This window comes from Corynebacterium sp. HMSC05D03, assembly GCF_001807205.1.
Lineage (GTDB): Bacteria > Actinomycetota > Actinomycetes > Mycobacteriales > Mycobacteriaceae > Corynebacterium > Corynebacterium aurimucosum.
Genome location: NZ_KV788158.1, coordinates 1 through 23,497 on the forward strand (window position 1 = coordinate 1; position 23,497 = coordinate 23,497).

Annotated in this window: 25 protein-coding genes, 1 tRNA gene and 1 pseudogene; 20 read left to right on the top strand and 7 right to left on the bottom strand. The window is 60.6% G+C overall.

Features of this window, described 5'->3' with window-relative positions; all coding sequences use genetic code 11:
* Positions 1-184: pseudogene (locus tag HMPREF3147_RS00565) on the bottom strand (HNH endonuclease); the annotation flags it as partial.
* Between the two features lie 264 nt (positions 185-448).
* Positions 449-1,273 carry an ammonia-dependent NAD(+) synthetase gene (nadE, locus tag HMPREF3147_RS00570; protein ID WP_070443342.1) on the bottom strand — a complete coding sequence of 275 codons (825 nt, stop codon included), beginning with the start codon at positions 1,271-1,273 and terminating at the stop codon, positions 449-451.
* A 27-nt stretch (positions 1,274-1,300) separates the two neighbouring features.
* On the opposite strand from nadE, the gene HMPREF3147_RS00575 reads away from it, so the two are divergent.
* The 5 genes from HMPREF3147_RS00575 to nrdE all read left to right on the top strand — a co-directional run bounded on the left by HMPREF3147_RS00575 (position 1,301) and on the right by nrdE (position 6,253).
* Positions 1,301-2,629: a sugar porter family MFS transporter gene (locus tag HMPREF3147_RS00575; protein WP_070443344.1), complete on the top strand. Its 1,329-nt coding sequence runs from the start codon at positions 1,301-1,303 to the stop codon at positions 2,627-2,629.
* 123 nt (positions 2,630-2,752) lie between these two features.
* Positions 2,753-2,875 (top strand): type B 50S ribosomal protein L36, encoded by a 123-nt coding sequence (gene ykgO, locus HMPREF3147_RS00580; RefSeq protein ID WP_003847162.1) that lies wholly within the window; start codon positions 2,753-2,755, stop codon positions 2,873-2,875.
* A 478-nt stretch (positions 2,876-3,353) separates the two neighbouring features.
* Positions 3,354-3,593, top strand: coding sequence for a glutaredoxin-like protein NrdH (nrdH, locus tag HMPREF3147_RS00585; protein ID WP_070443347.1), 240 nt, complete (start codon positions 3,354-3,356; stop codon positions 3,591-3,593).
* Positions 3,594-3,602: 9 nt separating this feature from the next.
* Positions 3,603-4,028, top strand: coding sequence for a class Ib ribonucleoside-diphosphate reductase assembly flavoprotein NrdI (nrdI, locus tag HMPREF3147_RS00590; RefSeq protein WP_070443350.1), 426 nt, complete (start codon positions 3,603-3,605; stop codon positions 4,026-4,028).
* A 62-nt stretch (positions 4,029-4,090) separates the two neighbouring features.
* Positions 4,091-6,253 carry a class 1b ribonucleoside-diphosphate reductase subunit alpha gene (nrdE, locus tag HMPREF3147_RS00595; protein ID WP_012715276.1) on the top strand — a complete coding sequence of 721 codons (2,163 nt, stop codon included), beginning with the start codon at positions 4,091-4,093 and terminating at the stop codon, positions 6,251-6,253.
* A 16-nt stretch (positions 6,254-6,269) separates the two neighbouring features.
* On the opposite strand, the gene HMPREF3147_RS00600 is transcribed toward nrdE, so the two are convergent.
* Positions 6,270-6,974, bottom strand: a complete 705-nt coding sequence (locus HMPREF3147_RS00600; protein WP_070443352.1) for a FadR/GntR family transcriptional regulator — start codon at positions 6,972-6,974, stop codon at positions 6,270-6,272.
* 104 nt (positions 6,975-7,078) lie between these two features.
* Between HMPREF3147_RS00600 and nrdF the strand changes: the two genes are divergently transcribed.
* The 4 genes from nrdF (at position 7,079) to HMPREF3147_RS00620 (ending at position 12,114) form a co-directional block, all read left to right on the top strand.
* Positions 7,079-8,068 (top strand): class 1b ribonucleoside-diphosphate reductase subunit beta, encoded by a 990-nt coding sequence (gene nrdF / locus HMPREF3147_RS00605; RefSeq protein WP_070443354.1) that lies wholly within the window; start codon positions 7,079-7,081, stop codon positions 8,066-8,068.
* A 339-nt stretch (positions 8,069-8,407) separates the two neighbouring features.
* The gene (ctaD, locus tag HMPREF3147_RS00610; protein WP_070443356.1) at positions 8,408-10,099 is read left to right on the top strand and encodes an aa3-type cytochrome oxidase subunit I; all 1,692 of its coding nucleotides are present in this window, start codon (positions 8,408-8,410) and stop codon (positions 10,097-10,099) included.
* 103 nt (positions 10,100-10,202) lie between these two features.
* A complete protein-coding gene (serB, locus tag HMPREF3147_RS00615; RefSeq protein WP_070443358.1) occupies positions 10,203-11,396 on the top strand; it encodes a phosphoserine phosphatase SerB in 1,194 nt (397 codons plus the stop codon).
* Positions 11,389-12,114 (top strand): peptidyl-tRNA hydrolase, encoded by a 726-nt coding sequence (locus HMPREF3147_RS00620; protein WP_070443360.1) that lies wholly within the window; start codon positions 11,389-11,391, stop codon positions 12,112-12,114. Before serB ends, HMPREF3147_RS00620 begins: the two co-directional genes overlap by 8 nt.
* Here the strand turns inward: HMPREF3147_RS00620 and HMPREF3147_RS00625 are convergent.
* From HMPREF3147_RS00625 to HMPREF3147_RS00635, 3 genes are read right to left on the bottom strand one after another with little or no spacing between them, the layout of a single operon-like run.
* On the bottom strand, positions 12,111-14,072 hold the full coding sequence (locus HMPREF3147_RS00625; RefSeq protein ID WP_070443362.1) for an ATP-dependent DNA helicase: 1,962 nt from the start codon (positions 14,070-14,072) through the stop codon (positions 12,111-12,113). The genes HMPREF3147_RS00620 and HMPREF3147_RS00625 overlap by 4 nt on opposite strands.
* Positions 14,073-14,108: 36 nt before the next feature.
* A complete protein-coding gene (locus HMPREF3147_RS00630; protein WP_070443364.1) occupies positions 14,109-15,461 on the bottom strand; it encodes a nicotinate phosphoribosyltransferase in 1,353 nt (450 codons plus the stop codon).
* 41 nt (positions 15,462-15,502) lie between these two features.
* The gene (locus tag HMPREF3147_RS00635) at positions 15,503-16,081 is read right to left on the bottom strand and encodes a hypothetical protein (protein WP_070443366.1); all 579 of its coding nucleotides are present in this window, start codon (positions 16,079-16,081) and stop codon (positions 15,503-15,505) included.
* An 88-nt stretch (positions 16,082-16,169) separates the two neighbouring features.
* On the opposite strand from HMPREF3147_RS00635, the gene clpS reads away from it, so the two are divergent.
* The 8 genes from clpS (at position 16,170) to rdgB (ending at position 21,716) form a co-directional block, all read left to right on the top strand.
* The gene (clpS, locus tag HMPREF3147_RS00640) at positions 16,170-16,505 is read left to right on the top strand and encodes an ATP-dependent Clp protease adapter ClpS (protein ID WP_012715272.1); all 336 of its coding nucleotides are present in this window, start codon (positions 16,170-16,172) and stop codon (positions 16,503-16,505) included.
* Positions 16,506-16,509: 4 nt separating this feature from the next.
* Positions 16,510-17,046 carry a DUF2017 domain-containing protein gene (locus HMPREF3147_RS00645; RefSeq protein ID WP_070443368.1) on the top strand — a complete coding sequence of 179 codons (537 nt, stop codon included), beginning with the start codon at positions 16,510-16,512 and terminating at the stop codon, positions 17,044-17,046.
* A 22-nt stretch (positions 17,047-17,068) separates the two neighbouring features.
* Positions 17,069-18,013 (top strand): P1 family peptidase, encoded by a 945-nt coding sequence (locus HMPREF3147_RS00650; RefSeq protein ID WP_070443370.1) that lies wholly within the window; start codon positions 17,069-17,071, stop codon positions 18,011-18,013.
* 13 nt (positions 18,014-18,026) lie between these two features.
* Entirely contained in the window at positions 18,027-18,749 is a 723-nt protein-coding gene (locus HMPREF3147_RS00655; protein ID WP_083276394.1) for a rhomboid family intramembrane serine protease, read from the top strand.
* Positions 18,749-19,525: a glutamate racemase gene (gene murI / locus HMPREF3147_RS00660; protein WP_070443374.1), complete on the top strand. Its 777-nt coding sequence runs from the start codon at positions 18,749-18,751 to the stop codon at positions 19,523-19,525. Before HMPREF3147_RS00655 ends, murI begins: the two co-directional genes overlap by 1 nt.
* 67 nt (positions 19,526-19,592) lie before the next feature.
* Entirely contained in the window at positions 19,593-20,360 is a 768-nt protein-coding gene (locus HMPREF3147_RS00665; protein ID WP_070443376.1) for an MBL fold metallo-hydrolase, read from the top strand.
* Positions 20,361-20,382: 22 nt separating this feature from the next.
* The gene (gene rph, locus HMPREF3147_RS00670) at positions 20,383-21,111 is read left to right on the top strand and encodes a ribonuclease PH (RefSeq protein WP_070443378.1); all 729 of its coding nucleotides are present in this window, start codon (positions 20,383-20,385) and stop codon (positions 21,109-21,111) included.
* Entirely contained in the window at positions 21,105-21,716 is a 612-nt protein-coding gene (gene rdgB, locus HMPREF3147_RS00675; RefSeq protein WP_070443380.1) for an RdgB/HAM1 family non-canonical purine NTP pyrophosphatase, read from the top strand. Before rph ends, rdgB begins: the two co-directional genes overlap by 7 nt.
* Positions 21,717-21,855: 139 nt before the next feature.
* Here rdgB and HMPREF3147_RS00680 read toward each other — a convergent pair.
* Positions 21,856-21,937: transfer RNA gene (locus HMPREF3147_RS00680), tRNA-Leu, on the bottom strand.
* A gap of 143 nt (positions 21,938-22,080) precedes the next feature.
* Here HMPREF3147_RS00680 and HMPREF3147_RS00685 point away from each other — a divergent pair.
* The 3 genes from HMPREF3147_RS00685 to HMPREF3147_RS00695 are packed head-to-tail and all read left to right on the top strand — an operon-like array spanning position 22,081 to position 23,444.
* Positions 22,081-22,476: a hypothetical protein gene (locus HMPREF3147_RS00685; protein WP_070443382.1), complete on the top strand. Its 396-nt coding sequence runs from the start codon at positions 22,081-22,083 to the stop codon at positions 22,474-22,476.
* On the top strand, positions 22,476-22,832 hold the full coding sequence (locus HMPREF3147_RS00690) for a DUF3817 domain-containing protein (RefSeq protein WP_070443384.1): 357 nt from the start codon (positions 22,476-22,478) through the stop codon (positions 22,830-22,832). The genes HMPREF3147_RS00685 and HMPREF3147_RS00690 overlap by 1 nt, the downstream gene beginning before the upstream one ends.
* A 6-nt stretch (positions 22,833-22,838) precedes the next feature.
* The gene (locus HMPREF3147_RS00695) at positions 22,839-23,444 is read left to right on the top strand and encodes a hypothetical protein (RefSeq protein ID WP_070443386.1); all 606 of its coding nucleotides are present in this window, start codon (positions 22,839-22,841) and stop codon (positions 23,442-23,444) included.
* Positions 23,445-23,497 lie beyond the last annotated feature (53 nt).

Here is a 23,497-nt window from a genome sequence, read left to right on the forward strand (position 1 = left end):
GGGCTTTCTTTTGTTTACCGGTAAAGCGGGTGGGGCCGAAGTAGACCTGGTGCAGCTGTGAAAGCTCGGTGGCATCGGCGGCATCCGCGCCGAGCGCGCGGAGCTCATCGGGTGTGCCAGGTACATGTTCCACCAGTGCAATCCCCGAGTTGCGTAGGCGGAGGTAGGTTTCGATATCCCCCATGAGCACAGAGACTAAAACAGCACCCGCAACCCCGCAACCGGAGGAAGAAACACCCAGCTCAGGGGTGGGGTGAAGCGTCAATCACGGGCACGGGGCTATATGCGCTACAGGTGTTGGGGCGGACGGACTCACGTTATGGGAAGGGAGGAAGTTGACCGCCGGGAAGAAGATGCCACTGGCGTGCGGGGAAACGCTGGCCTCGGGCGCACGTGGTGGGTGCCGAAACGGAACAGGAAAAGCCCCGCGAGGAGGGGGCTTGGAACCTTAGGCGCTTGTAGGGCCCGGCGGCATGGTGCGCTTGTGGGCGCCGCCGCGCCAGAGGGTTTCGATGCGCTCGCGGGCGTCGTCAGGCACGTCCTTGCCTTCGAGGTAGTCATCGATGTGGGTGTAGGTGACGCCGAGAGCTTCTTCATCAGAGAGCAAGGGGCGGTCATCCTCCAAGTCAGCAGTTGGTACCTTCTTCCACGTGGAATCCGGTGCGCCGAGATGTTTCAGGAGTTGAGCGCCCTGGCGCTTGTTGAGCCCGGCGAGAGGCAGGATGTCGGCAGCGCCATCGCCCCACTTGGTAAAGAAAGCTGTGACGTTTTCGGCGGCGTGGTCGGTACCGATGACTAGCGCACCGACCTCGCCGGCTAGCGCGTACTGTGCAGCCATGCGCAGACGCGCCTTGAGGTTGCCTCGATTGAAATCCCCCAGAGAGTCTTGTTGCATGGCGTTGGCGACGGCGCCGTCGAGAGCTGTGGTGGCCTCGGCAATGTTGACGGTGAGGGAGTAGTCAGGCTCGATGAAGTCCAGAGCGATCTGTGCGTCATCCTCGTCGGCCTGCACTCCGTGGGGAAGGCGCGCGGCCCAGAAATGTGCGCCGTCGACGCGGGCTACCGCCAGCTGCGCCAACCGTCCGGCCAGGGTGGAGTCTTGGCCACCAGAGATGCCCAGGACAAAGCCCTTCGCACCGGTGGTGCGAAGATAGTCCACCAAGAAAGCGACGCGGCGCTCAACCTCTTCTGCTGGATCGATACGGGGTTTTACGCCGAGGGCCTTGATGATGTCGTGCTGAAGGTCTGAGGATTCATGTGACATGACGCCCATGGTAGCCGCCTGCGACAATAGGAACCCGTGAACAAAGATACTTACGTCATCATCGTCGCAGGCGTAGCCGCCCTGGGCGGCCTGCTCTTCGGATATGACACCGGAGTGATGTCTGGTGCCCTTCTCTTCGTGGGGCCGGAATTCGGCATGTCCGCCCACGAGGAGGGGCTGGTGACCTCGATGCTGTTGGTTGGCGCGGCAGTCGGTGCGCTGTCAGCTGGGCGTGTGGCGAGCGTAATCGGGCGGCGTCGAACCCTCATCGCCGGCGGACTCATCTTCGTGGCTGGTTCCGTGTGGTGTGCGCTAGCAAACTCAGCTGCGGAACTTGCTACCGCCCGCACATTCCTTGGCGTGGCGGTGGGCGCGGTGTCCATCGTCTCCCCGATGTACATCTCCGAAATCACCCCGGCGGCTGTGCGGGGCCGGATGGTCTCCCTCAACACGCTCATGATCGTCGTCGGGCAGCTACTCGCGTACGGGGTGAACTCGCTGTTGGCTGCAAGCGGCAGCTGGCATTGGATGCTCGGGCTGGCCGCGGTCCCGGGTGGGGCGCTGGCGCTCGGCATGGTGTTACTCCCCGATACCCCGGCGTGGCTCGCGGCACAAGGTCGAACGCGCGAGGCTGCCGCAGTCAGCGCTCGGGTTGGCGCGCGGGGAGCGGAGTTGGAACATAGCGCGCGGCCGAACACGGGTGAATGGCGAGCTTTGCGACGCCACCGCTGGATGCGCTGGGCCGTCGCGCTTGCCATGCTCATGGGCCTGACCCAGCAGATTACGGGTGTTAACGCCATCGTGTACTTCGCACCCACGATGATGAACCAGGTGGGTATCTCCACCACCAACTCGGTGTATACGTCGATGGTGATTGGTGTGGTGTCCGTCGCGGCGTGCCTAGTGGGCATGCGCGTGGTCGACCGACTGGGGCGCCGTCGGTTGTTGCTAGCAGGATTAAGCGGCAACGTTGTGTCGCTCGTGGTCCTCGCTGTGGCTTATCACTTCGCCTATGATTCCACGCCGCTGGCTATGCTGGCGCTGACGTGCATGGCGGCGTTCATTGCATTCCAGCAGGCGGCGGTCTCCCCGGCCACGTGGCTGCTCATGTCAGAAATTGTGCCGCCCGAAGTTCGCGGCTTGGGCATGGGAATCGCCGGGCTGGCGTTGTGGGTGAGTAACTGGGCGGTGGCGCAGTTCTTCTTGCCGGTGGTCGAGTGGCTCGGCGGCTCGCTGGCCTTCGGAATCTTTGCGGTCTTAGGCCTCGTCGCGGTGGGGTATACCCGCGCACTCGTTCCGGAAACGGCGGGGAAGAGCCTCGAGGATGTTGCCGAACAGCTTCGCTCCCGCTACTCCGAAAGCTGAGTGTTTTGGTTATGGCGCGCGCGTGGGGTAACATTTTTCCTCGTGTCATTGCTGGGTGTCTGCCCGGCTGTGCTTTGAACTAATCAATCGCATCAAGATTGCGCATAACGAAAGGAGCGCCCGATGAAGGTTCGCAAGTCGCTTCGGTCGCTGAAGAAGAAGCCGGGCGCCCAGGTTATTCGCCGCCACGGTAAGGTCTTCGTGATCAACAAGAAGGATCCGCGCTTCAAGGCTCGCCAGGGCTAAGTCGTACGGACTCGCACCGCCCCCTTCAGCATGCTCATAGCTTGTTGGAGGGGGCGGTTTCCTTTTGCCGCTTCGCTCCGGGCTGAAACTGCCTCTGTGAGCTTAAGGAGTCTTTCGTGCCAGTGTGCGGGAGGCGAAAACCGGGGACCGAGTGGTGTTTGTCACAAACTAGGTGAATCTTCGGTGAACGAGCAGGGAATATCACCCGTGTAGTTACCGCCGTGGCAATCGGTGAAGTGATGGGGTGTCAACATGTGGGGTCGGGGCGGGTTACATCCTGGGAATATCACCCTTGTAACTACTACATATAGTGCTAGTTGCGGGGTGCGAGCACAAAGTATAGTGTCGTTGATGTTGCTTGAGCGGCGGTTCTGCACCGCTGTTCAAAGCTTTAATATGGGGCTACTAAGCGCCCTGCTGGTATCGAATTCAACAGTCACTCCGCGTGTAGTGCCGAAGGAAGCTGAAGGAACGTCACATGAGCATCACCCTCTACACCAAGCCCGCTTGCGTCCAGTGCAACGCCACCAAGAAGGCTCTTGACCGTGCTGGTCTCGACTATGAAACGGTGGATATCAGCCTGGATGATGATGCCCGTGACTACGTCATGGCTCTGGGCTACGTCCAGGCGCCGGTCGTTGAGGCTCACGGTGAGCACTGGTCCGGTTTCCGCCCTGACCGCATCAAGGCTCTCTCCGTTATGGCGGCGAGCGCCTAGGGAACAGTCATGTTGGTCGTGTATTTCTCTTCCGCTACGGAAAACACCCACCGCTTCGTCGAGAAGCTCGGCCTTCCCAGCGCCCGCATCCCGCTGCGTCTCAGCGATGAGCCCCTCACCGTGAATGAACCCTACGTCTTGATTTGTCCGACGTATGGGGGAGGGGCATCGATGAGCGGGCACAACACCCGGCCTGTTCCCAAGCAGGTCATTCGTTTTCTGAATGACGAACACAACCGCAGCTTCATCCGCGCTGTCGTAGCCGGAGGCAACAGCAACTTCGGCAGTGACTTTGGCAAGGCCGGCGACGTCATCGCCGCCAAGTGTAAGGTTCCTTATGTGTACCGCTTCGAGCTTCTCGGAACCGAGGAAGATGTCACAATTTGCCGTGAAGGCCTCTTGGCCAACGCGGCTGCTTTAGGTTTAGCCGCCTAAAGCCTCATTCCTATTATTTTGTCTCTCCATTTCGCCATAGCAAAGAAAGGCCCGTGAACGTCGTGACCACGCAATTGGGTAAGACCGTCGCTGAACCTGTGAAGCCAGAGGAGCAGCTGGATTACCATGCGCTCAACGCACTTCTGAACCTGTATGACGAGAACGGCAAGATTCAGTTCGACAAGGACCGTGAGGCCGCGAACCAATTCTTCCTCCAGCATGTCAACCAGAACACCGTCTACTTCCATGATCTGGAAGAAAAGATGCGCTATCTGGTGGACAACAAATACTACGAGCCGGAACTGCTCGAGCAGTACGACTTTGATTTCATTAAGTCCCTGTTCAAGCGTGCCTACGCCTTCAAGTTCCGTTTTAAGACCTTCCTGGGTGCCTACAAGTACTACACCTCGTACACGCTGAAGACCTTCGACGGCCGCCGCTACCTCGAGCGCTTCGAAGACCGCGTGTCCATGACCGCACTCTTCTTGGCGGATGGTGACACCAAGGTGGCTGAGCACCTTGTAGATGAAATCATGACCGGCCGCTTCCAGCCGGCTACCCCGACCTTCCTCAACGCCGGCAAGGCTCAGCGTGGCGAGCTGGTGTCCTGCTTCCTGCTGCGTATCGAGGACAACATGGAGTCCATCGGCCGCTCCATTAACTCCGCTCTGCAGCTGTCCAAGCGCGGCGGCGGCGTGGCCCTGTTGCTGTCCAACATCCGTGAATCTGGCGCGCCCATCAAGCACATTGAGAACCAGTCTTCCGGCGTCATCCCCGTGATGAAGCTGTTGGAGGATTCCTTCTCCTACGCGAACCAGCTGGGTGCTCGCCAGGGCGCTGGTGCGGTTTACCTCAACGCGCACCACCCGGACATCATGAATTTTCTCGACACCAAGCGCGAGAATGCGGATGAGAAGATCCGCATTAAGACACTGTCGCTCGGCATCGTGATCCCGGATATCACCTTCGAGCTGGCGAAGAACAACGACGATATGTACCTGTTCAGCCCGTACGATGTCGAGCGCGTCTACGGCAAGGCCTTCGGCGATATTTCCGTTACTGAGCACTACGAAGAGATGGTCGAGGATCCGCGTATCCGCAAGAAGAAGATCAACGCTCGCCACTTCTTCCAGACCGTTGCGGAGCTGCAGTTCGAATCCGGTTACCCGTACATCATGTTCGAGGACACCGTGAACCGCGCGAACCCGGTCAAGACCGGTCGCATCAACATGTCGAACCTCTGCTCGGAGATTCTGCAGGTCAACTCCCCGTCGGAGCTCAACGAGGACCTCACCTACAAGACCTTGGGCAGCGATATTTCCTGCAACCTTGGCTCCCTGAACATTGCCGCCACCATGGATTCCCCGGACTTCGCGCTGACGGTGGAGACTGCTATCCGTGGTTTGACCGCGGTGTCGGATAAGACCGCCATCAACTCTGTTCCTTCCGTGCGCAAGGGCAACGATGATTCCCATGCCATTGGCCTGGGCCAGATGAACCTGCACGGTTACCTCGGCCGCGAGCACATTGAGTATGGCTCCGAGGAAGGCTTGGACTTCACCAACGCCTACTTCGCCGCCATCATGTACGCCGCGCTGCGCGCCTCCAACAAGCTGGCCCGCGAACGCGGCGAGTACTTCAGCGAGTTCCCCGAGTCTGACTACGCTAGTGGCGAGTTCTTCGACCGCTATGATCCGGCTGACTTTGCTCCCCGTACGGAGAAGGTCAAGGAGCTCTTCGCCAAGTCCTCGATCCACACCCCGTCGGCAGAGGAGTGGGCGCAGCTGAAGGTGGACGTCGCCAAGCACGGCATTTACAACCGCAACCTGCAGGCGGTGCCGCCGACCGGATCGATTTCCTACATCAATAACTCGACCTCTTCGATCCACCCGATTGCCTCTAAGATTGAGATTCGTAAGGAAGGCAAGATCGGCCGCGTCTACTACCCGGCGCCGCACATGGACAACGACAACCTGGAGTACTTCAAGGACTCCTACGAGATCGGCTACGAGAAGATCATCGACACCTACGCCGAGGCCACGAAGTACGTTGACCAAGGTCTGTCGCTGACGCTGTTCTTCAAGGACACCGCCACTACCCGCGATATCAACCGTGCTCAGATTTACGCTTGGCGCAAGGGTATTAAGACCCTCTACTACATCCGCCTGCGCCAGATGGCTCTGGAAGGAACCGAGGTTGAGGGCTGCGTTTCCTGCATGCTCTAGCCTTATGCGCTAGCTTTTATTTCGCACGCGCCTCAATGAGAATGGCGCGTGCGATTTTTTCTGCCTCGGGGGAGTCACCGCGGTGGATTGCCTCCGCTAGATCGAGGTGGAGCTGTGCGGTGCCGGCCGTGGGGTTGCGCTTGCGGGAACCATAGAGGGAGCGCCCGCGCACCATGGATAGGAGATAGGGGCTTAGCGCAGTGAACATTTCATTGCCTGAGGCATGGAGAACCATGGCGTGGAAGCGCAGATCTGTGGCGAGGTGCTCGCCCACGCGCCGCGTTGGCGTGACCTGAAGGCGGTGGGCCAGCTCCAAAATCTCTTCCTTATCTTCTGAGGAAGCGTGCTGCGCGGCTAAGCCCGCGGCGACAGGCTCGATGGCGAGACGCAGATCATTAAGAGAGGTGCGCTGGCTATCGCGCGATTTCTCGGATCCTAAACGCCAAGAAATGATTGCGGGATCGTAGACCGCCCATTCACTGATGGGGAGCACTGTAATACCTACTCGGCGCGACGAGGAGACCATCCCTAGGTGCTCGAGCGCGCGCATGGCCTCGCGGGCCACAGTTCGGGAAATGCCGAAACGCGCGCAGAGATCAGTGAGCGTAAATCGATCACCGGCTGCCAGCGTGCCGCTGACGATGTCCGTGCCCAATGCGTCGAGCACGGTGCTGAGGAGGGGAGCGGAGGAGTCAGTCATTCCATCGAAACTTGGGGTCATGAGAACAGGACTTAAGTATAAAACACGCTGGAATTTTGGCCCCTAATTTTAGCGGGTACGATGGCACCGAACCCCAAAATTACTAGCAAGACGAGGTGACGTGCGTGTCTCACGAGTACGACGATTACATCGCTAGCCACGAGGCTCCGGTGAAAGCAATTAACTGGAATACCATTCCGGATGAGAAGGACCTTGAGGTGTGGGATCGCCTGACCGGTAACTTCTGGCTCCCGGAGAAGGTTCCGGTGTCCAACGACATCCCGAGTTGGAAGACGCTGACGGAGAAGGAGCAGGAGACCACCATGCGCGTCTTCGCTGGCCTCACCCTGCTCGATACCATTCAGGGCACCGTGGGTGCGGTCTCGCTGCTTCCCGACGCCGTCACGCCCCACGAGGAGGCCGTGTACACCAACATCGCCTTTATGGAGTCCGTCCACGCGAAGTCCTACTCCAATATCTTTATGACGCTGGCGTCGACCCCCATGATCAACGACGCCTTCCGCTGGTCTGAGGAGAATGAAAACCTCCAGCGCAAGGCTAAGATTGTCATGTCCTACTACGAGGGAGATAACCCGCTGAAGAAGAAGGTAGCGTCCGTGCTGCTGGAATCCTTCCTCTTTTACTCTGGTTTCTTCCTGCCGATGCACTTCTCGTCGCGAGCAAAGCTGACGAACACGGCCGACATCATCCGCCTCATTATTCGTGATGAGGCCGTTCACGGCTACTACATCGGCTACAAGTTCCAGCAGGGCTACAAGGAGCTTTCGGAGCCGGAGCAGGAAGAGTTGAAGGGCTATGCCTTCGACTTGCTCTACGATCTCTATGAGAACGAGATTGACTACACTGAGGACCTTTACGATGAGCTGGGCTGGACCGAGGATGTGAAGCGCTTCCTGCGCTACAACGCCAACAAGGCGCTGAATAACCTAGGCTTCGAGGGCCTCTTCCCCGCGGATGAAACCCGCGTGTCCCCAGCGATCCTGTCTTCGCTGTCTCCGAACGCCGATGAGAACCATGACTTCTTCTCTGGCTCCGGCTCTTCCTACGTAATTGGCAAGGCCGAGGAAACCACCGACGACGACTGGGACTTCTAAGCCCTCCCTGTCGGTACCGCGCACCTCCCGAGAGGATCAACCGAAAGTTTGATTCTTTCAGGGGGTGCGTTTTTGGCTTTCCGGGGCCTACAGGACCGACCTTCTGTGTTCTATATCACCGAGCGTTAAGGTGCGCTGCGGCGGGTTGGCCGCGTACAAGGGGTTATCTGCTCCAAACGGGGCTAGCGAGGGCAGTGGAAAATAACAGAGCGCTGGAAATTTGGCCCTGAGGTGGCCTAATATAATGCGAGTAAACCTAGGTGTTTGATCGCTGAGCGTGTGGCGCGTGAAAACGCGTGATGCCGATGTGGTTAAACGCTTGTTCTTCAGGAGGATTTTATGACCGCTGTGGCGCCACGGCTCGACGATTACGTCGCGCCTACACGTCCGGAGCCGACTGGTAATGCAAAGACCGGTTCCAAGGCGTGGACGTTGCTAACCACCACCGACCACAAGCAGCTGGGCATCATGTACATGATCATGTCCTTCAGCTTCTTCTTCCTCGGTGGCTTTATGGCTCTGCTTCTTCGTGCTGAGCTTTTCACCCCAGGACTGCAGTTCCTGTCCAACGAGCAGTTCAACCAGCTGTTCACCATGCACGGCACCGTCATGCTGCTGCTGTTTGCGACACCAGTGGTGTGGGCATTCGGTAACTACGTTCTGCCCCTGCAGATTGGTGCACCGGATGTGGCCTTCCCGCGTCTGAACGCTTTCGGCTTCTGGATTACCCTGACCGGCGGCATCGTGATGCTCGCGGGCTTCTTGACCCCGGGTGGTGCAGCTGACTTCGGCTGGACCATGTACATGCCGCTGGCGGACTCGGTTCACACCCCGGGCATTGGTGCTGACATGTGGATTGTCGGTGTGGGTGCTACCGGTGTCGGTACCATTGCATCCGCCATCAACATGGTCACCACGGTTCTCACCCTGCGTGCGCCGGGCATGACCATGTTCCGTCTTCCGGTCTTCACTTGGGCTATCTTCACCGCTTCCGTCATCGTGCTGATGATCTTCCCGCTGCTGACCGCTGCTGCGCTGGGTGTTCTCTATGACCGCAAGCTGGGCGGCCACATCTTCGACTCCGCTAACGGTGGCGCCATCCTGTGGCAGCACCTCTTCTGGTTCTTCGGCCACCCGGAGGTCTACGTTCTGGCTCTGCCTTTCTTCGGCATCATCTCCGAGATTGTTCCGGTCTTCTCCCGTAAGCCGGTCTTCGGCTACATTGGCCTCGTCTTCGCTCTGCTGGCCATCGGTGCACTGTCCATGGCTGTGTGGGCTCACCACATGTTCGTGACCGGCGCCGTCCTGCTGCCGTTCTTCTCCTTCATGACCTTCCTCATTGCGGTTCCGACCGGCGTGAAGTTCTTCAACTGGGTCGGCACGATGTGGAAGGGTCATATCACCTGGGATACCCCAATGATCTTCGCCATGGGCTTCCTGACTACCTTCCTCTTCGGCGGTATGACCGGTATTATGCTGGCCTCTCCGGCGCTGGACTTCCACCTTGCTGAGTCCTACTTCCTGATTGCTCACTTCCACTACACCCTCTTCGGTACCGTGGTCTTCTCCGCCTTCGGTGGTCTGTACTTCTGGTTCCCGAAGATGACCGGCCGCATGCTGGATGAGCGTCTGGGCAAGATTCACTTCTGGCTGACCTTCATTGGCTTCCACGGCACCTTCCTGGTTCAGCACTGGGTGGGCAACATGGGTATGCCGCGTCGTTACGCTGACTACCTGGAGTCTGATGGCTTCACGGTCTTCAACCAGATTTCCACCATCTTCTCCTTCGTTCTCGGCGCATCGGTTATCCCGTTGGTGTGGAACGTCTTCAAGTCCTGGCGCTACGGTGAGATCGTCACCGTGGACGATCCGTGGGGTTACGGCAACTCCCTTGAGTGGGCTACCTCCTGCCCGCCGCCGCGCCACAACTTCGTATCCCTGCCGCGCATCCGTTCCGAGCGTCCGGCCTTCGAGCTGCACTACCCGCACATGGTCAAGCGCATGCGCGAGGAAGCACACGTCGGGCACTAAGCACTCACTAGCTGAGTACTCCTGAAAACGCCGCCTCCCCATCACCGCGATGGGGAGGCGGCGTTTGCCGTAGGTGGAGATTCCAGGATCGCGGTGTGCGATAATGAGGCCCGTGGATAATCAAAGTGAACAAGTCTTCGCCGTTGTCACCGCCTCTGGCCCCGACAAGCCCGGCGTATCGGCCGCCTTCTTCCGAGTCCTGAGCTCCCACAACGTCGAGCTCGTCGACGCCGAACAGGCTATCTTTTCCGGCCGTATCTCCCTTTCTGCGTATATCCGGGTGCAGGCTTCCCGCCTCGAAGCGCTCGAGCAGGGCCTACGCAACACGTTGAGCATTTATGCCCAATCCATCAACGTGGATCTTCGGGAAGAGGAGGCAACCTCACGGCCGCGCTCCACGCACGTCGTCGTGGTGCTGGGGCGCCAGCTCAACGCCAGCCACATGTCGGCGATTGCCAAGGAGCTGGCCAACCTGAACGTCAACATCGACCGCATCCGCGGTCTTTCTACCTACCCGCTCAACGGTCTCGAGCTCTACATCACCATTGAGGGAGCTTCCGACCCAGTCCGCGCAATGCTGGCCCGCTTGGCCACGGAGCAGGGCGTCGACATCGCCATTGAGCGCTCCGGCCTGCAACGCCGCTCAAAGCGGCTTATTTGCTTTGACTGCGATTCCACCCTCATCACCGGCGAGGTTATCGAGATGTTGGCCGCCCACGCTGGCAAGGAGGCAGAGGTTGCTGCGGTGACGGAGCGCGCAATGCGCGGTGAGCTGGACTTCGAGGAGTCTCTCCGCGAGCGCGTCGCCGCCCTGGCCGGGTTGCCGGAATCGGTGATTAAGGAAACCGCCAACGATATTCGTCTGACTCCAGGCGTGCGCACCACCATCCGCACGCTCAAGCGCATGGGCTACCGCGTTGCAGTGGTGTCTGGCGGCTTCATTCAGGTGCTCGAGGACCTCGCTAATGAGCTCGACCTTGACTACGTGCGCGCCAATACCCTCGAGATCGAGGACGGCAAGCTCACCGGCCGGGTCATCGGGGACGTCGTGGACCGCAAGGCCAAGGAGATGTTCCTGCGCGAATTTGCTGCGGATTCGGGCCTGAGCATGCGGCAGACCGTGGCGGTTGGTGACGGTGCCAACGATATCGACATGATCTCCGCTGCCGGTTTGGGCATCGCCTTCAACGCCAAACCCGCACTGCGAGAGGTTGCGGATACCTCGGTCAACCATCCGTACATGGATGAAATCCTGCAAATCCTGGGCATCCCCATGGAGGAAGTCGCCAGTGAATAACCTCCGCGAGGCCCACCGTCGCCTCGTGGCCGCGTGCAGCGAGCGGAGCTGGCGGGATGATCCCGAGGACCCCAACAAGCCCGAGACCATCCAGGCGATGCAGATAGCGCTCAACCTGCCCAAGCAAGACACGCCCACGCGCACGGAGGTGTTGGAGGCAGCGGCGCGGGGCGTGGTCAAGCTCTGCCTCGACGATCGGGCCGGGCAGGATGGGGCCTTCTCCGAGGCCTTGGGGCAGTGGTACGGCCACCGCATCCGCAAGGTGGCCCGCCGCGCGCGCAACAAGGCGTGGCGCGATGTACAGGCTCTGCCTGGGGTCACTGTCAATGACCGCGCGCGTGTCTTCGTCCCCTCGGCGGTACAGGATGTGCACCCGCTCGTCGCCAAGCTGCAGATCGGCCATACTGATCTCCCGCAGGATGAGCCGGGCCCCGCGCTTGCCGACGACCCCGTGATCTACATCGACTCATCCCTTGCCATGAGCGCCGGAAAGGCTGCGGCGCAAGTGGGGCATGGTTCAATGCTGCTGGCTGCGGCAATGAGCTTCAAGGAAGTAGAGGACTGGGCAGCGCGGGACTTTTCGCTTTCCGTGCGCGAACTCGGCACTGCGGACTTTGCAGCGGCATGCGCTCGCCCCGGTGCTGTTGTGGTGCACGACGCCGGCTTCACCGAAGTTGCCCCAGACTCAGCTACGGTCTGCGCGCTGCGCCGCCCCTAACGGGCTTCGACTAGGCGCTGGAGAGCCCCGCGCACGACGTGCGGGTCGCTCGTGGGCCACATCTGTGGCATCGAGGCCCTCAAGTAGGAGCCATAGCGCTTGGTTACTAAGCGGTTATCCAGTACTGCGACGACGCCGCGGTCGTTAGCAGAGCGCAGCAAACGGCCCGCGCCTTGGGCCATAAGCAATGCAGCATGCGTGGCGGAGACTTCCATGAAGCCGTTGCGCCCGGCGGCCTTCGCGGCCTCGGTGCGAGCCTGCATGAGGGGGTTATCCGGGCGCGGGAAGGGAATGCGGTCGATGAGGACCAGGGAACAAGCAGGACCCGGTACGTCGACGCCCTGCCAAAGGGTTAGCGTGCCGAAAAGACAGGAGTTTTCGTTCTTCGTGAACTTGTCCACGAGAGCGCCGATGGAGTCCTCGCCCTGGAGGTAGATATCGAAGGGGAGCGTGGGCTTGAGTTCCTCGGCTGCCTGCTGCGCGGCTCGCCGCGAGGAGAAGAGCCCGAGCGTGCGCCCGCCCGCAGCCATGATGAGCTCGCGGATCTCCTTGAGCGTCTCGGGGCTGAGGCCGTCACGGCCCGGCTGCGGTAGGTGCGACGCGGTATATAAGATGCCACTGCGCGCGGGGTCGAAAGGATAACCCACATCAAGGCTGTCCCACGTGCCCTTCGGCAGGCCCCACTGCGCGGCCATGGCGTCGAAGCGCCCTCCCAAGGCCAGCGTGGCGGAGGTCAGCACCACGGTTTGTTCGCCGAAGAGCTTTTCGTGCAGCATCCCGGCGATGGAGAGCGGGGCCACGGCGAGGGTGTCGTTCAGCGTGCGCTCATCGCGCTCCAGCCAGACTACGTCGGCATGCGCGGCGGGGTCACCGGTAGCGAAAACGTCAAGGATGCGAGCGATGGCTTCGACGAGGCTAGCGAGGTGATTGGCCAGGTTCTGGCGCTCCGCAGATTTTTCCGGGTCTTGGGACTGCTCACCCTCGGGGGCGCGGGCGATGGTCTCGCGGCAGTCGGCCAACGTGTCCGCCAAACCCATGAGCTGCTGCTTGGCTTCCTCTGGCAAGTCGGTCCAGCGTCCTGGCGCGAATTCTCCGAGGAGTTGACTCAGCTCGTTGGCCTGCTCAGCGAGGCGTTGGTCCTTACCGTTGGCGCCGAGAGACTTGGCGCGGCTGGCCGCCATCTTCAGCGCGCGCCCGGTGATTTCGGCGGTAGAAACCGAGGTGATGCGGCCATCTAGCTCGTGGGCCTCATCGATGATGACGACATCGTGTTCCGGCAGGATATTGATGTCTGCTACTGCGTCAATGGCGAGCAGCGCGTGGTTGGTGACCACGATATCGACGTCCGCCGCGCGGCGTCGCGCGAGTTCCGCGAAGCAGTCCTCGCCGTGCGGGCAGCGTGTGGCGCCGAGGCATTCGTTCGAGGTGACGGAGACTTGCCGCCACGCGAGGTCGGGCACGCCCGGTTCCAAATCCTCACGGTCACCCGTCTCTGTGTCTTCCGCCCATTCATAGACACGTTGGACGTGGCGGCCGAGGTGGGAGACCGAGTCTTCGTCGAGTAGCGCGTCCTCATCCTCCAGTTCGGCGGCGCGGGACACCTTGTTGAGGCAGACGTAGTTGGAGCGGCCCTTCATGATGGCGAAGGTGGGCTTCTTCTCCAGGTGCGGCTCGAGGGCCTCGGCCAGACGCGGAAGGTCCCGCTCCACGAGCTGCCGCTGCAGCGCCAGCGTGGCGGTGGAGACGATCACCGTGTGTCCGGTTCCTTGCGCGTGGCGGAAGGCGGGCACGAGGTAAGCCAGGGACTTACCCGTACCAGTTCCTGCCTGCACAGCGAGGTGGCGTTCCTTTTCTAACGCGGTGGTTACGGCCTCCGCCATGCGCACCTGGCCGGCACGCCGCGCGCCGCCGAGGGAAGAGACTGCGGCGTCGAGAAGGTCAACCGTTGTGTCGTGCATGTCAGGCAGTGTAGTCGGTCGCCTTCGCCGTGCTTCTTAAGAGCCGAAGCCAACGAAGCGGGTGGGAACCGCAGGCTCGTCGCGGGTGAGCGCTAGGCCTTCCCATGGCAGGGTGGTGATGGCCTGAGCCAGATACTCGCGGGATTCTTCGAGGGTAGGCAGGTTGTCGAGGATTTCGCCGTCGCGCATGAGCGGTACCGTCATCTCGCGGGTGCGCAGCGTGCCCGTGTCTGGGTCCTCGGCGGAGAAGGGGAGCACGAGCTCCTCGACGGCCACCCCCGAGGAACGGTAGGTGCGCAGAGAGCGCTTAGCCCCACCCTGCGATTTCTTCGAGGAGGAGCGCTTGGCTACTGGGTGGCCATCAACCTCGACGACCTTATACACCATGCTGGCGGTTGGCGCGCCCGAGCCAGTAACCACTGAGGTACCCACGCCATAGACATCGACGGGGTCGCCGCGCAGGCCGGCGATGGCAAACTCATCGAGGTCGGAGGAGACCACGATTTTGGTGTTGTGGTTGCCCAAGTCATCGAGCTGCTTGCGCACGCGACGGGTGACCGCGGCCAAATCACCAGAGTCGATGCGCACGCCGCCCAACTCGGGGCCGGCGACGCGCACGGCGGTTTCTACGCCCTTGGTGATGTCATAGGTATCCACCAGCAGGGTGGTATCGACGCCGAGCGTTTCGATCTGCCCGCGGAAGGCCGCCTCCTCATTGGGAGTGCCGTCCTCGTTGACGTGCGCCAGCGTCCACGCATGCGCCGCAGTGCCGGAGACCGGAATGTCGTAGCGGTAGCCGGCTTCCAGGTTGGAGGTGGCCTGGAAACCTGCCAGGTAGGCGGCGCGGGCAGCGGTCACGGCAGCGTATTCGTGAGTGCGGCGCGAACCCATCTCGATGATGGGGCGGCCATCTGCAGCCACCACCATACGTGAGGCCGCAGAAGCCACTGCGGAATCGGAATTCATGATGGACAGAATCACCGTTTCCAGAATCAGGCATTCACCAAAGGTTCCGCGCACGGTCAACAGGGGCGAATTGGGGAAGTAGAGCTCACCTTCGCGGTAGCCATCGATGTGTCCAGAGAAGCGGTAATTGGCCAGGTATTCCTTGGTTTCTGCATCAAGGAAGTCCATCTCTGCCAGTTGTTGGGCGGTAAAGCGGAAGTCCCGGACTGCGCGAAGTACGCGTTCGGTGCCGGCCACGACACCATAGCGCCGCTCGTTGGGGAGGCGGCGGGCAAATACCTCGCAGGCCACTTGGCGGTGCGCGGAGCCATCGCGCAACGCTGCCTCCAACATGGTCAGCTCGTATTTATCCGTAAGGAGAGCCGTAGAACGATCGCTAGGTCCGAACCCAGAATCCTGGGTGTTGTCTGAGATAGTAGTCACATCGAAGATGCTACTCAGGGAGCTCTGAAAAATCAGCTCTTCTATTCCTCAAGCTGAATGACAACGTAGACCTCGCCGTCGTTATAAGCCACTCCAACGGCCGCGGTGGTCATCCGGCGATCTCGCAGGGCAGCCATATTGTCGGGTGACTTACGGATGTCTTCCACAAAATGGTAGCCGCTAGCCGTCTCTAAGGGCAGGTGGTGCTGGACCATCTGCACATTTTCTTCCGTCAGATCCTGCTCGTGGGTCATCGCGTTGCACTCCGCCTTTTCGCGGGCTGCGGTTTGGCGGTTGATACCGGGCACCAGCGGGGCCTGGCCGTCTTCCTTGCGCCACCTGTTGAGCGCCACCATCAGATCCTCTTGGATGGTGGCGAGCTGGCGTTGGACGGGAACGTCGGGAAGCTCGTAATCACAGGCTGCTGGCGCGGGAGTTTCTGGCTCCTGCGAGCTGCCGTCCTCGGACGGAGTGGTCAGACTGATGACGGCAGTTGTGAGCGTGCCGCCGAGGACGAGCACGGTGAGGATGCGCTGCAGGAGGAGCACGACATCCTCCTTCGCCGGTTGGCGTCCCGCGAGAATGTCAGTAACGGCTGGGGGAAGGGTAAAAGAATTCATCGGTGCCACCTGGAAACGACAATCAGGTCAAAAGCTGATGACAGTATAACCGCTCGCTACCGGAAAAAATTTGGCTAGGGTAGAGGACATGAAAGCGCACAAAGAAACGTCCGCGGGCGTGGTTATGAGTTCGCCCATGGCCACCCCGGAGCTGGATGAAGCGATTGAGGTCGACGTCGCCACGAGCGAAAACCTGCCGTGGATGTGCATTGTTTGGGATGACCCAGTCAACCTAATGAGCTATGTTTCCTACGTGTTCCAGACTGTGCTGGGCTATGACAAAAAGCGCGCCAACGAGCTGATGATGCAGGTCCATACCGAAGGAAAGGCAGCGGTCTCCTCAGGTGAGCGTGACAAAGTCGAAGCCGATGTGAAGAAACTGCAAGTCGCCGGCCTGTGGGCCACGATGCAGCAGGCAGGATAAGAGTATGCAGGCTTGGAAAAAGAAAAAGTCCTTCATGCGTGGCGCGAAATACACGACTGTTTTCGAGCCCATGGAGCGCGAAGTTTTAGGTGATCTCACCGCAACCGTCTCCGAGGCCATCATTGCCCGCGCACAATCGGCCCCCAAGGATGAGCTGGCGGACATGCTCGACATGCCCACCGGCCACACCGAAGCACCGGAGGATCCATCGCTGGCCCGCCTTTTCCCCGACTTCAAGAAGGCAGGGGATGAAGAGTTCGACGGCGATAATTCACTGCTGCGTTCGCTGCACGAGAATGACATCGCGCGCGCCAAGCTGGAAAACCTCCAAGTGATTAACACCGCGCTGGGGCCCACCGGCGGGGTAGAGGTGGCTATCAGCGAGGAAGAAGCACATGCCTTCCTCGCAGGGCTCAATGACCTTCGCCTCTTCATCGCCGCCGGGGACGTGCCGCAGGATACCCCTGGAGCGGACCGCGATACGCTCGTGGAATGGCTGGCGTTCTGTCAGGATTCGCTGCTCAACGTCATCATGGATTAGCACCGTGCAGACTCTCCCCGACATGGGCTTTTCTGTCGGTCACGTCACGCGTGAGGACACCGGCGTCACCGTCGTTTACTGCGGTGAACAAGGAGCCGTGGCTGGCGTCGATGTGCGCGGCGGAGGCCCCGGCACCCGCGAGACGGATCTGCTGGAGCCGCATAACACGGTTGAGCGCGTTCATGCTCTTGTCCTTGCAGGCGGTTCGGCCTTTGGGCTGGCAGCAGCGGATGGTGTCATGCGCGGGCTTGAGGAAGCGGGAATTGGTTTCCCCGTCTTTGGGGAGGAGATCCCCGGCCCCCGCGTGCCCATCGTGCCAGGCGCGGTCATTTTTGATCTGCTCGCCGGCCCACAGCGCCCCACGGCGGCAGATGGTCAGGCGGCTCTACGCGCCGCGTTGGCAGGGCACGACGCTACGAGCGGCAGCGTGGGCGCAGGCACCGGCGCCTGCGCAGGCAAGATCAGAGGTGGGGTGGGGTCCGTGCTTATCGATGTCTCCCCGTTCACCGTCGCCGCGGTTGTTGTAGCCAACCCGGTGGGGCAGGTGATTGATGCTGAGACTGGGCGTTTGTTTGGCGCACCGGACGCGCCGGCCGTCGACGCTAAGCGGTTTGCCGCGGCCCGCAGCCTGGCTGAATCTTTCGCAGAGGCTTCTCAACTAAACACCACCATTGGCGCGGTGTTGACCGACGCCCCGTTAACCAAGGCCCAAGTAAAACGTCTTGCTTTAGCGGGCCACGACGGCATTGCCCGGGCGGTTCGCCCGGCGCATTCCCCACTGGATGGGGATACGCTTTTTGCCGCCGCCTCCGGAACACAACCTGCGGAGCAGGGGATCGGCGCTGCGGAGTTGGCGTCGTTAAGCGCCGCCGCTGCCGACGCAGTGGAGGCAGCCATCGTCGAGGCTGTGGTGAGCGCCACCCCGGGGCTGGGTTTGGAGGCGTATTCCTCGCTGCGCGCTTGCTAAAGTTGGAGTCATTATGACGACGAGTGGACCTTTTGGCCAGCAGCATTCGCATGGGCCCAACCCCTTCCGGCCCCGCCCGGCAGCCCCCGGGGCGGGGCAGCAGCCTGTTCTCAACACGGGGGATTCGAAGAATTACACTCGGGCTGGACGCCTGAAGACGGCAGCGTCTTTAACGGTGGGCTTCCTAGTCGTTGAGTGGGTTATCCACATCATCAACTTCCTGTTTTTTGGCAGCGAGCTGGGTCAATACGGCATACGCCCACTGGATTTTAATGGCATCTGGGGGATTTTCACCGCTCCGCTACTCCACGCGAACTTTGAGCACCTCATCGGAAATTCACTGCCCGGTGCCGTCTTTTGTTTCCTGATCGGCCTCTCAGGCCGCAAGGCATGGTGGGAAGTTACCATCATCGTGGTACTCATCGCTGGCATCGGCACCTGGCTGTTGGGCGGGCCGGGGACCTCGCATATTGGTGCCTCGGGCATGGTGTATGGCTGGCTGGCCTACCTCATCGTTCGGGGAATCTTCAACCGTTCCCTGGGTCAATTTCTCGTCGGCGTGGGGTTGGGCTTTGCCTATTCCGGTCTCATCTGGGGCGTGTTGCCTATCTATGAAGGAGTCAGCTGGCAGGGGCACCTTTTCGGTGCCATCGGTGGCATCGTCGCGGGAATGGTGATCACCTCCGATGACCCGATTAAAAAGGTTAAGCCCGCGCCCGAAGGAGTAACGCGCTAATGCCTGATGCAACATCTCCCATCGGGATTTTTGACTCGGGCGTGGGTGGCTTGACCGTTGCGCGCACCATCATCGAGCAGCTTCCCGACGAATCCATTATCTACATCGGCGATACCGCCCATGCGCCCTATGGCCCGCGCTCCATCGCCCAAGTGCGTGAGCTGTCCACCGCGATTGCCGATGAGCTCGTGGAGCGCGGCTGCAAGATGCTGGTGATTGCCTGCAACACCGCGACGGCCGCCTTTTTGCACGACGCCCGGGAGCGCTATGACATTCCGGTCGTGGAGGTTATCCGTCCGGCTGTACGCCGTGCCATCGCCACCACCCGCAACGGAAAAATTGGCGTGATCGGCACGGAGGGCACCATCAATTCAGGTGCTTATCAAGATCTTTTTGCCGTCAATCCGAATGTCGAATGCGAGGCGGTGGCCTGTCCTGATTTCGTGAATTTTGTCGAGCGCGGCATTACGGCTGGGCGCCAGATCCTTGGCGTGGCGGAGGGCTACCTGGCGCCGTTGCAATCGGCGGGCGTCGATACGCTCGTTCTTGGCTGCACACACTATCCGCTGCTGACGGGCGTCATCCAGCTCGCCATCGGAGATAACGTCACGTTGGTGTCTTCGGCTGAGGAGACTACGAAGGATGTCCTACGTACCCTCACAACCACGGACATGCTCGCCCCAGCGGGACAGGTGCCCACCCGCAGTTTCGAGTGCACCGGTGATCACGCGGCCTTCGAGCTCTTAGCCACGCGTTTCTTGGGACCCAAGATTTAGTCCTGGTGAAGATGTACAATCGACCCAAATCCCGCATCCCCCGTTGTTTCGTGGAACTATTGAACGCATGAAGCTGACCATCCTAGGCTGTTCCGGCTCGGTGCCCACCGTGGGTAATCCGGCCTCTGGCTATCTCTTGTCTTTCCCCTCTGCTCCGTCCATCATCATGGACTTGGGCCCGGGTACGCTTGCACGCCTGCAGGAACTTCAGGATCCTTGCGATGCACACGTGGCATTAACTCATCTTCATGCCGATCACTGCCTGGACTTTCCGTCTTTGATGGTGTGGCGGCGCTTCCACCCCACAGCACCCGCGGCGTCCCGCAATTTCTGCCTCGGGCCCAGTACTACCGAAACCCACCTGGGCCGCTTGTCCTCTGATGCTCCGGACGGGGTGGATGACATGAGCGATACGTTTGCGTTCAGCCCCTGGGTGGACCGCGAGCGCCAGCTTGTTGACGATGTCTATATCACCCCCTTCCGCACAGTTCACCCGGTCGAGACATACGCCTTGCGGGTCGAACACACTAAAACCGGTGCAACCTTGTGCTATTCAGCTGATTCGGCTTATACGCCCGCGCTCGTCGAGGCTGCCCAGGGCGTGGATGTTTTCCTCTGTGAGGCCGCATGGGGCGAGACCTCGGAGGACAAGGCCCCGGATATGCATATGTCGGGGGCAGAAGCCGGGCGCTTGGCGCGTGAGGCAGGCGTGAAGAAGTTGGTGCTCGTTCACCTGCAGCCGTGGGGTGATGCTGCGGCAACCTATGAAGCAGCGGCCCGTGAGTTCGACGGTGAGATCGTCGTCGGTGCCGCCGGTATGGAGCTCGACTTTTAGCACGCGCGGTAGGGTAGGAGGCATGACTGATTTCACTCGTGCCGATGGTCGCGCGCTCGACCAACTCCGTAGCGTCCGCATTACCCGCAACTTCACCACCAATCCGGCTGGGTCGGTCTTGGTGGAGTTCGGCAACACCCGAGTTATGTGCACGGCTTCCGTGGAATTTGGGGTGCCGCGCTTTAAGAAGGATTCCGGCGAGGGCTGGTTGACGGCCGAGTACGCGATGTTGCCTGCGGCCACCCACGATCGCATGCCGCGCGAGTCGATGAAGGGCAAGGTCAAGGGCCGCACCCACGAGATTTCCCGGCTGGTGGGGCGTAGCCTGCGCGCAGCGGTTGATCTCTCCGAACTGGGGGAGAACACCATCCAGCTGGATTGCGATGTGCTGCAAGCAGACGGCGGCACACGCACGGCGTCGATTACCGGCGCGTATGTGGCGCTGGCTGATGCGATTGCTTACCTCAAGGAGGAGGGCGTCGTCCCGGGCGAGCCGCTGCTGGATCCTATTGCCGCTGTTTCCGTCGGCATCGTCGACGGTCACGTGTGCCTCGACCTGCCCTATGAAGAGGACTCCCGCGCGGAGGTTGATCTCAACGTGGTGATGCAGGAGGGCGGAGACTTCGTCGAGATTCAGGGAACCGGTGAGCACGGCCTGTTCGGCCGCGCGGAGCTTAACGACATGTTGGACGTGGCCCAGGCAGGTTGCGCCCAGCTTATCGACGCTCAAAAGGCGGCCCTCGGATGGTAAAGCTTCTCGTCGCTTCGAATAATGCCAAGAAGCTTAAGGAGCTGGAGAAGATTCTCGCTGATGCCGGCATCGCGGGCATCGAACTGCTCCCACTGTCCGCAGTGGAAACCTACCCGGAGCCTGTGGAAGACGGCCGCACCTTTGCCGAAAACGCGCTGATCAAGGCGCGCGCCGGGGTGCAGCACACCGGATTGGCAACGATTGCGGATGATTCCGGCCTCGCTGTGGAAGAACTCAACGGCATGCCGGGTGTGCTCTCCGCTCGGTGGTCGGGCGGTCACGGAGACGATGAAGCGAATAACCAGCTGCTGCTAGGACAGATGTCCCATGTACCCGCTGAACGTCGCGCGGCTGCCTTCGTGTCGGTCTGCGCGTTGGTGACTCCGGATGGGCAGGAACACGTGGTGGAGGGCCGCTGGACTGGCTCCTTGCTCACCGCCCCACAGGGCGAAAATGGCTTTGGTTACGATCCCCTCTTCCAGCCCGAAGGCGAATCCCGCTCTGCCGCGGAGATGTCCCCGGAGGAGAAGAACGCTGTCTCGCACCGCGGCCGCGCGCTGGCGCAGCTGCGTGAACCCCTAGCGGCGCTTGCCGGCCAAGCCTAAGCATCCGCCGGGCCATGACCGCAAGCCCCGGCAACAGCCAAGCCGTGACCGCAATCCCGGTATCCGCGAGCTGGGCTGGCTTGCCGAGCGCTGTGACGACGAGACCCCCGCACGGAAACCGCGCGGGGGTCTGACTATGTGCGCCCGGTGAGACTTGAACTCACACGTCATAAGACACTAGAACCTAAATCTAGCGCGTCTGCCAATTCCGCCACGGGCGCGGATTTAGTTGCTGCGGAGCGCTCTTTGCTCCACGCAACGTTCACTAGCCTACAGGGCAGCAGCCCATAGACGGAAATCCACTTTTCCGGGCGTGGTGGGTAGGCTGTTGAGAGTGAGCACCAACCCAGCACCGAAAAAGCGGATGAAGGTTCGATGGTGGCACATCGTCCTCATCGTGATCTTTGTCGTGCTCTTTTTATTCCTTGCTTATTGGCAATGGACGCGGTTCCGCTCCGGTTCGGGAACCTTCCAGAACTTGGGATACGCCTTCCAATGGCCGCTGTTCGCGGTATTTGTTGTTTACGCTTACCGCACAGCCATGCGCTACGAGAATGAGCGAATTGATGCCGAGAACGAAGCACTCGAGCGGGGAGAAGAGCCAGCCCAGTATGCGGCAGAGAGCGTGCGCGCGGCCAAGGAGCACACCGCGACTAAAATCGACGAAGATTTCCTACCGCCTCGCCCACAGATTGATGTGGACACCTTTAACGCTATGAACAAGCAGCGCCGCCGTCGCGGCACTGAAGAGGAGTATTAATGAGCAACTCAGTCAACAACGCTGTCCATCCTGACCGCCAGGCGCGTATCCGTGGCCCGCTGAAGTTCTTTTCCATTGCCGCCACTATCACCGGTATTTTTCTTCTCATTCTTGTTGCGCGCATGATTCTGCAATACGGCGTGGGGATGGAGATGCCATCCTGGGCCACGCTCATCGCCCAAGCACACGGCGTGGCCTACATGGTCTACCTCGTGTCCATCCTGGTCCTCGGTCCGCGTGCCATGTGGCCGGTAAGCAAGCTTTTCACCACGGCGCTCGCCGGCGTTGTGCCGTTCTTGTCCTTCTGGATGGAGCACAAGCGCCGCACTGAAGTTGTTGAGCAGTTCCAGCTGTAGGTAGGTATGACGAGCCGCAAACTGAGCACCACACTTATCGCGATTGTGGTGCTTCTTTCACTCGCTTGCGCTGGCTTGGGTGTGTATGCCGTACGCCAGCCGAACGAGATTTATAGCGCCCCAGTTCAGTCCACTAATACTCAGGTGGTCAACGCAGTCGAACGTCAAGAGCAAGTGGTCTTGCTCAGCCTGGGCATCCAGGGGCTGGCGGAGAAATCCTCTGTCGGCGAAGTATTTGGTGTACGCGTCCCGTGGACCGACCGCACCCAATTTGTGCAGTATTCCTACAAAGCCAAGCTCGGTATCGAAGGCAAGGACGTGCGCGTCACTGAGACCGGCGAGCATGCCTACACGGTCCATATCCCGGACTTCATTTTTATCGGGCATACCGATGAAGAGTTTAAGACCGCAGTGGAAGATAACGGCGTGCTCAGCTGGACCACCCAGCCACTCGACGCCGCCTCGACAGTGTCAGATGTCCTCAGCGCCGATAAGAAGCGCAAGGACATCAACGACAACCGCGAGCTCCTGCAGGACCAAGCCCGCAGCTTTTATGAAGGCATCATCCGTGGCGTTGACCCCGAGGCCCAGGTCACCATGGAGTTCAGCTAATCCTCACTCTAAGTGCCCTCTTTCGTGGAATGAACTACATCTACGTGGAATGA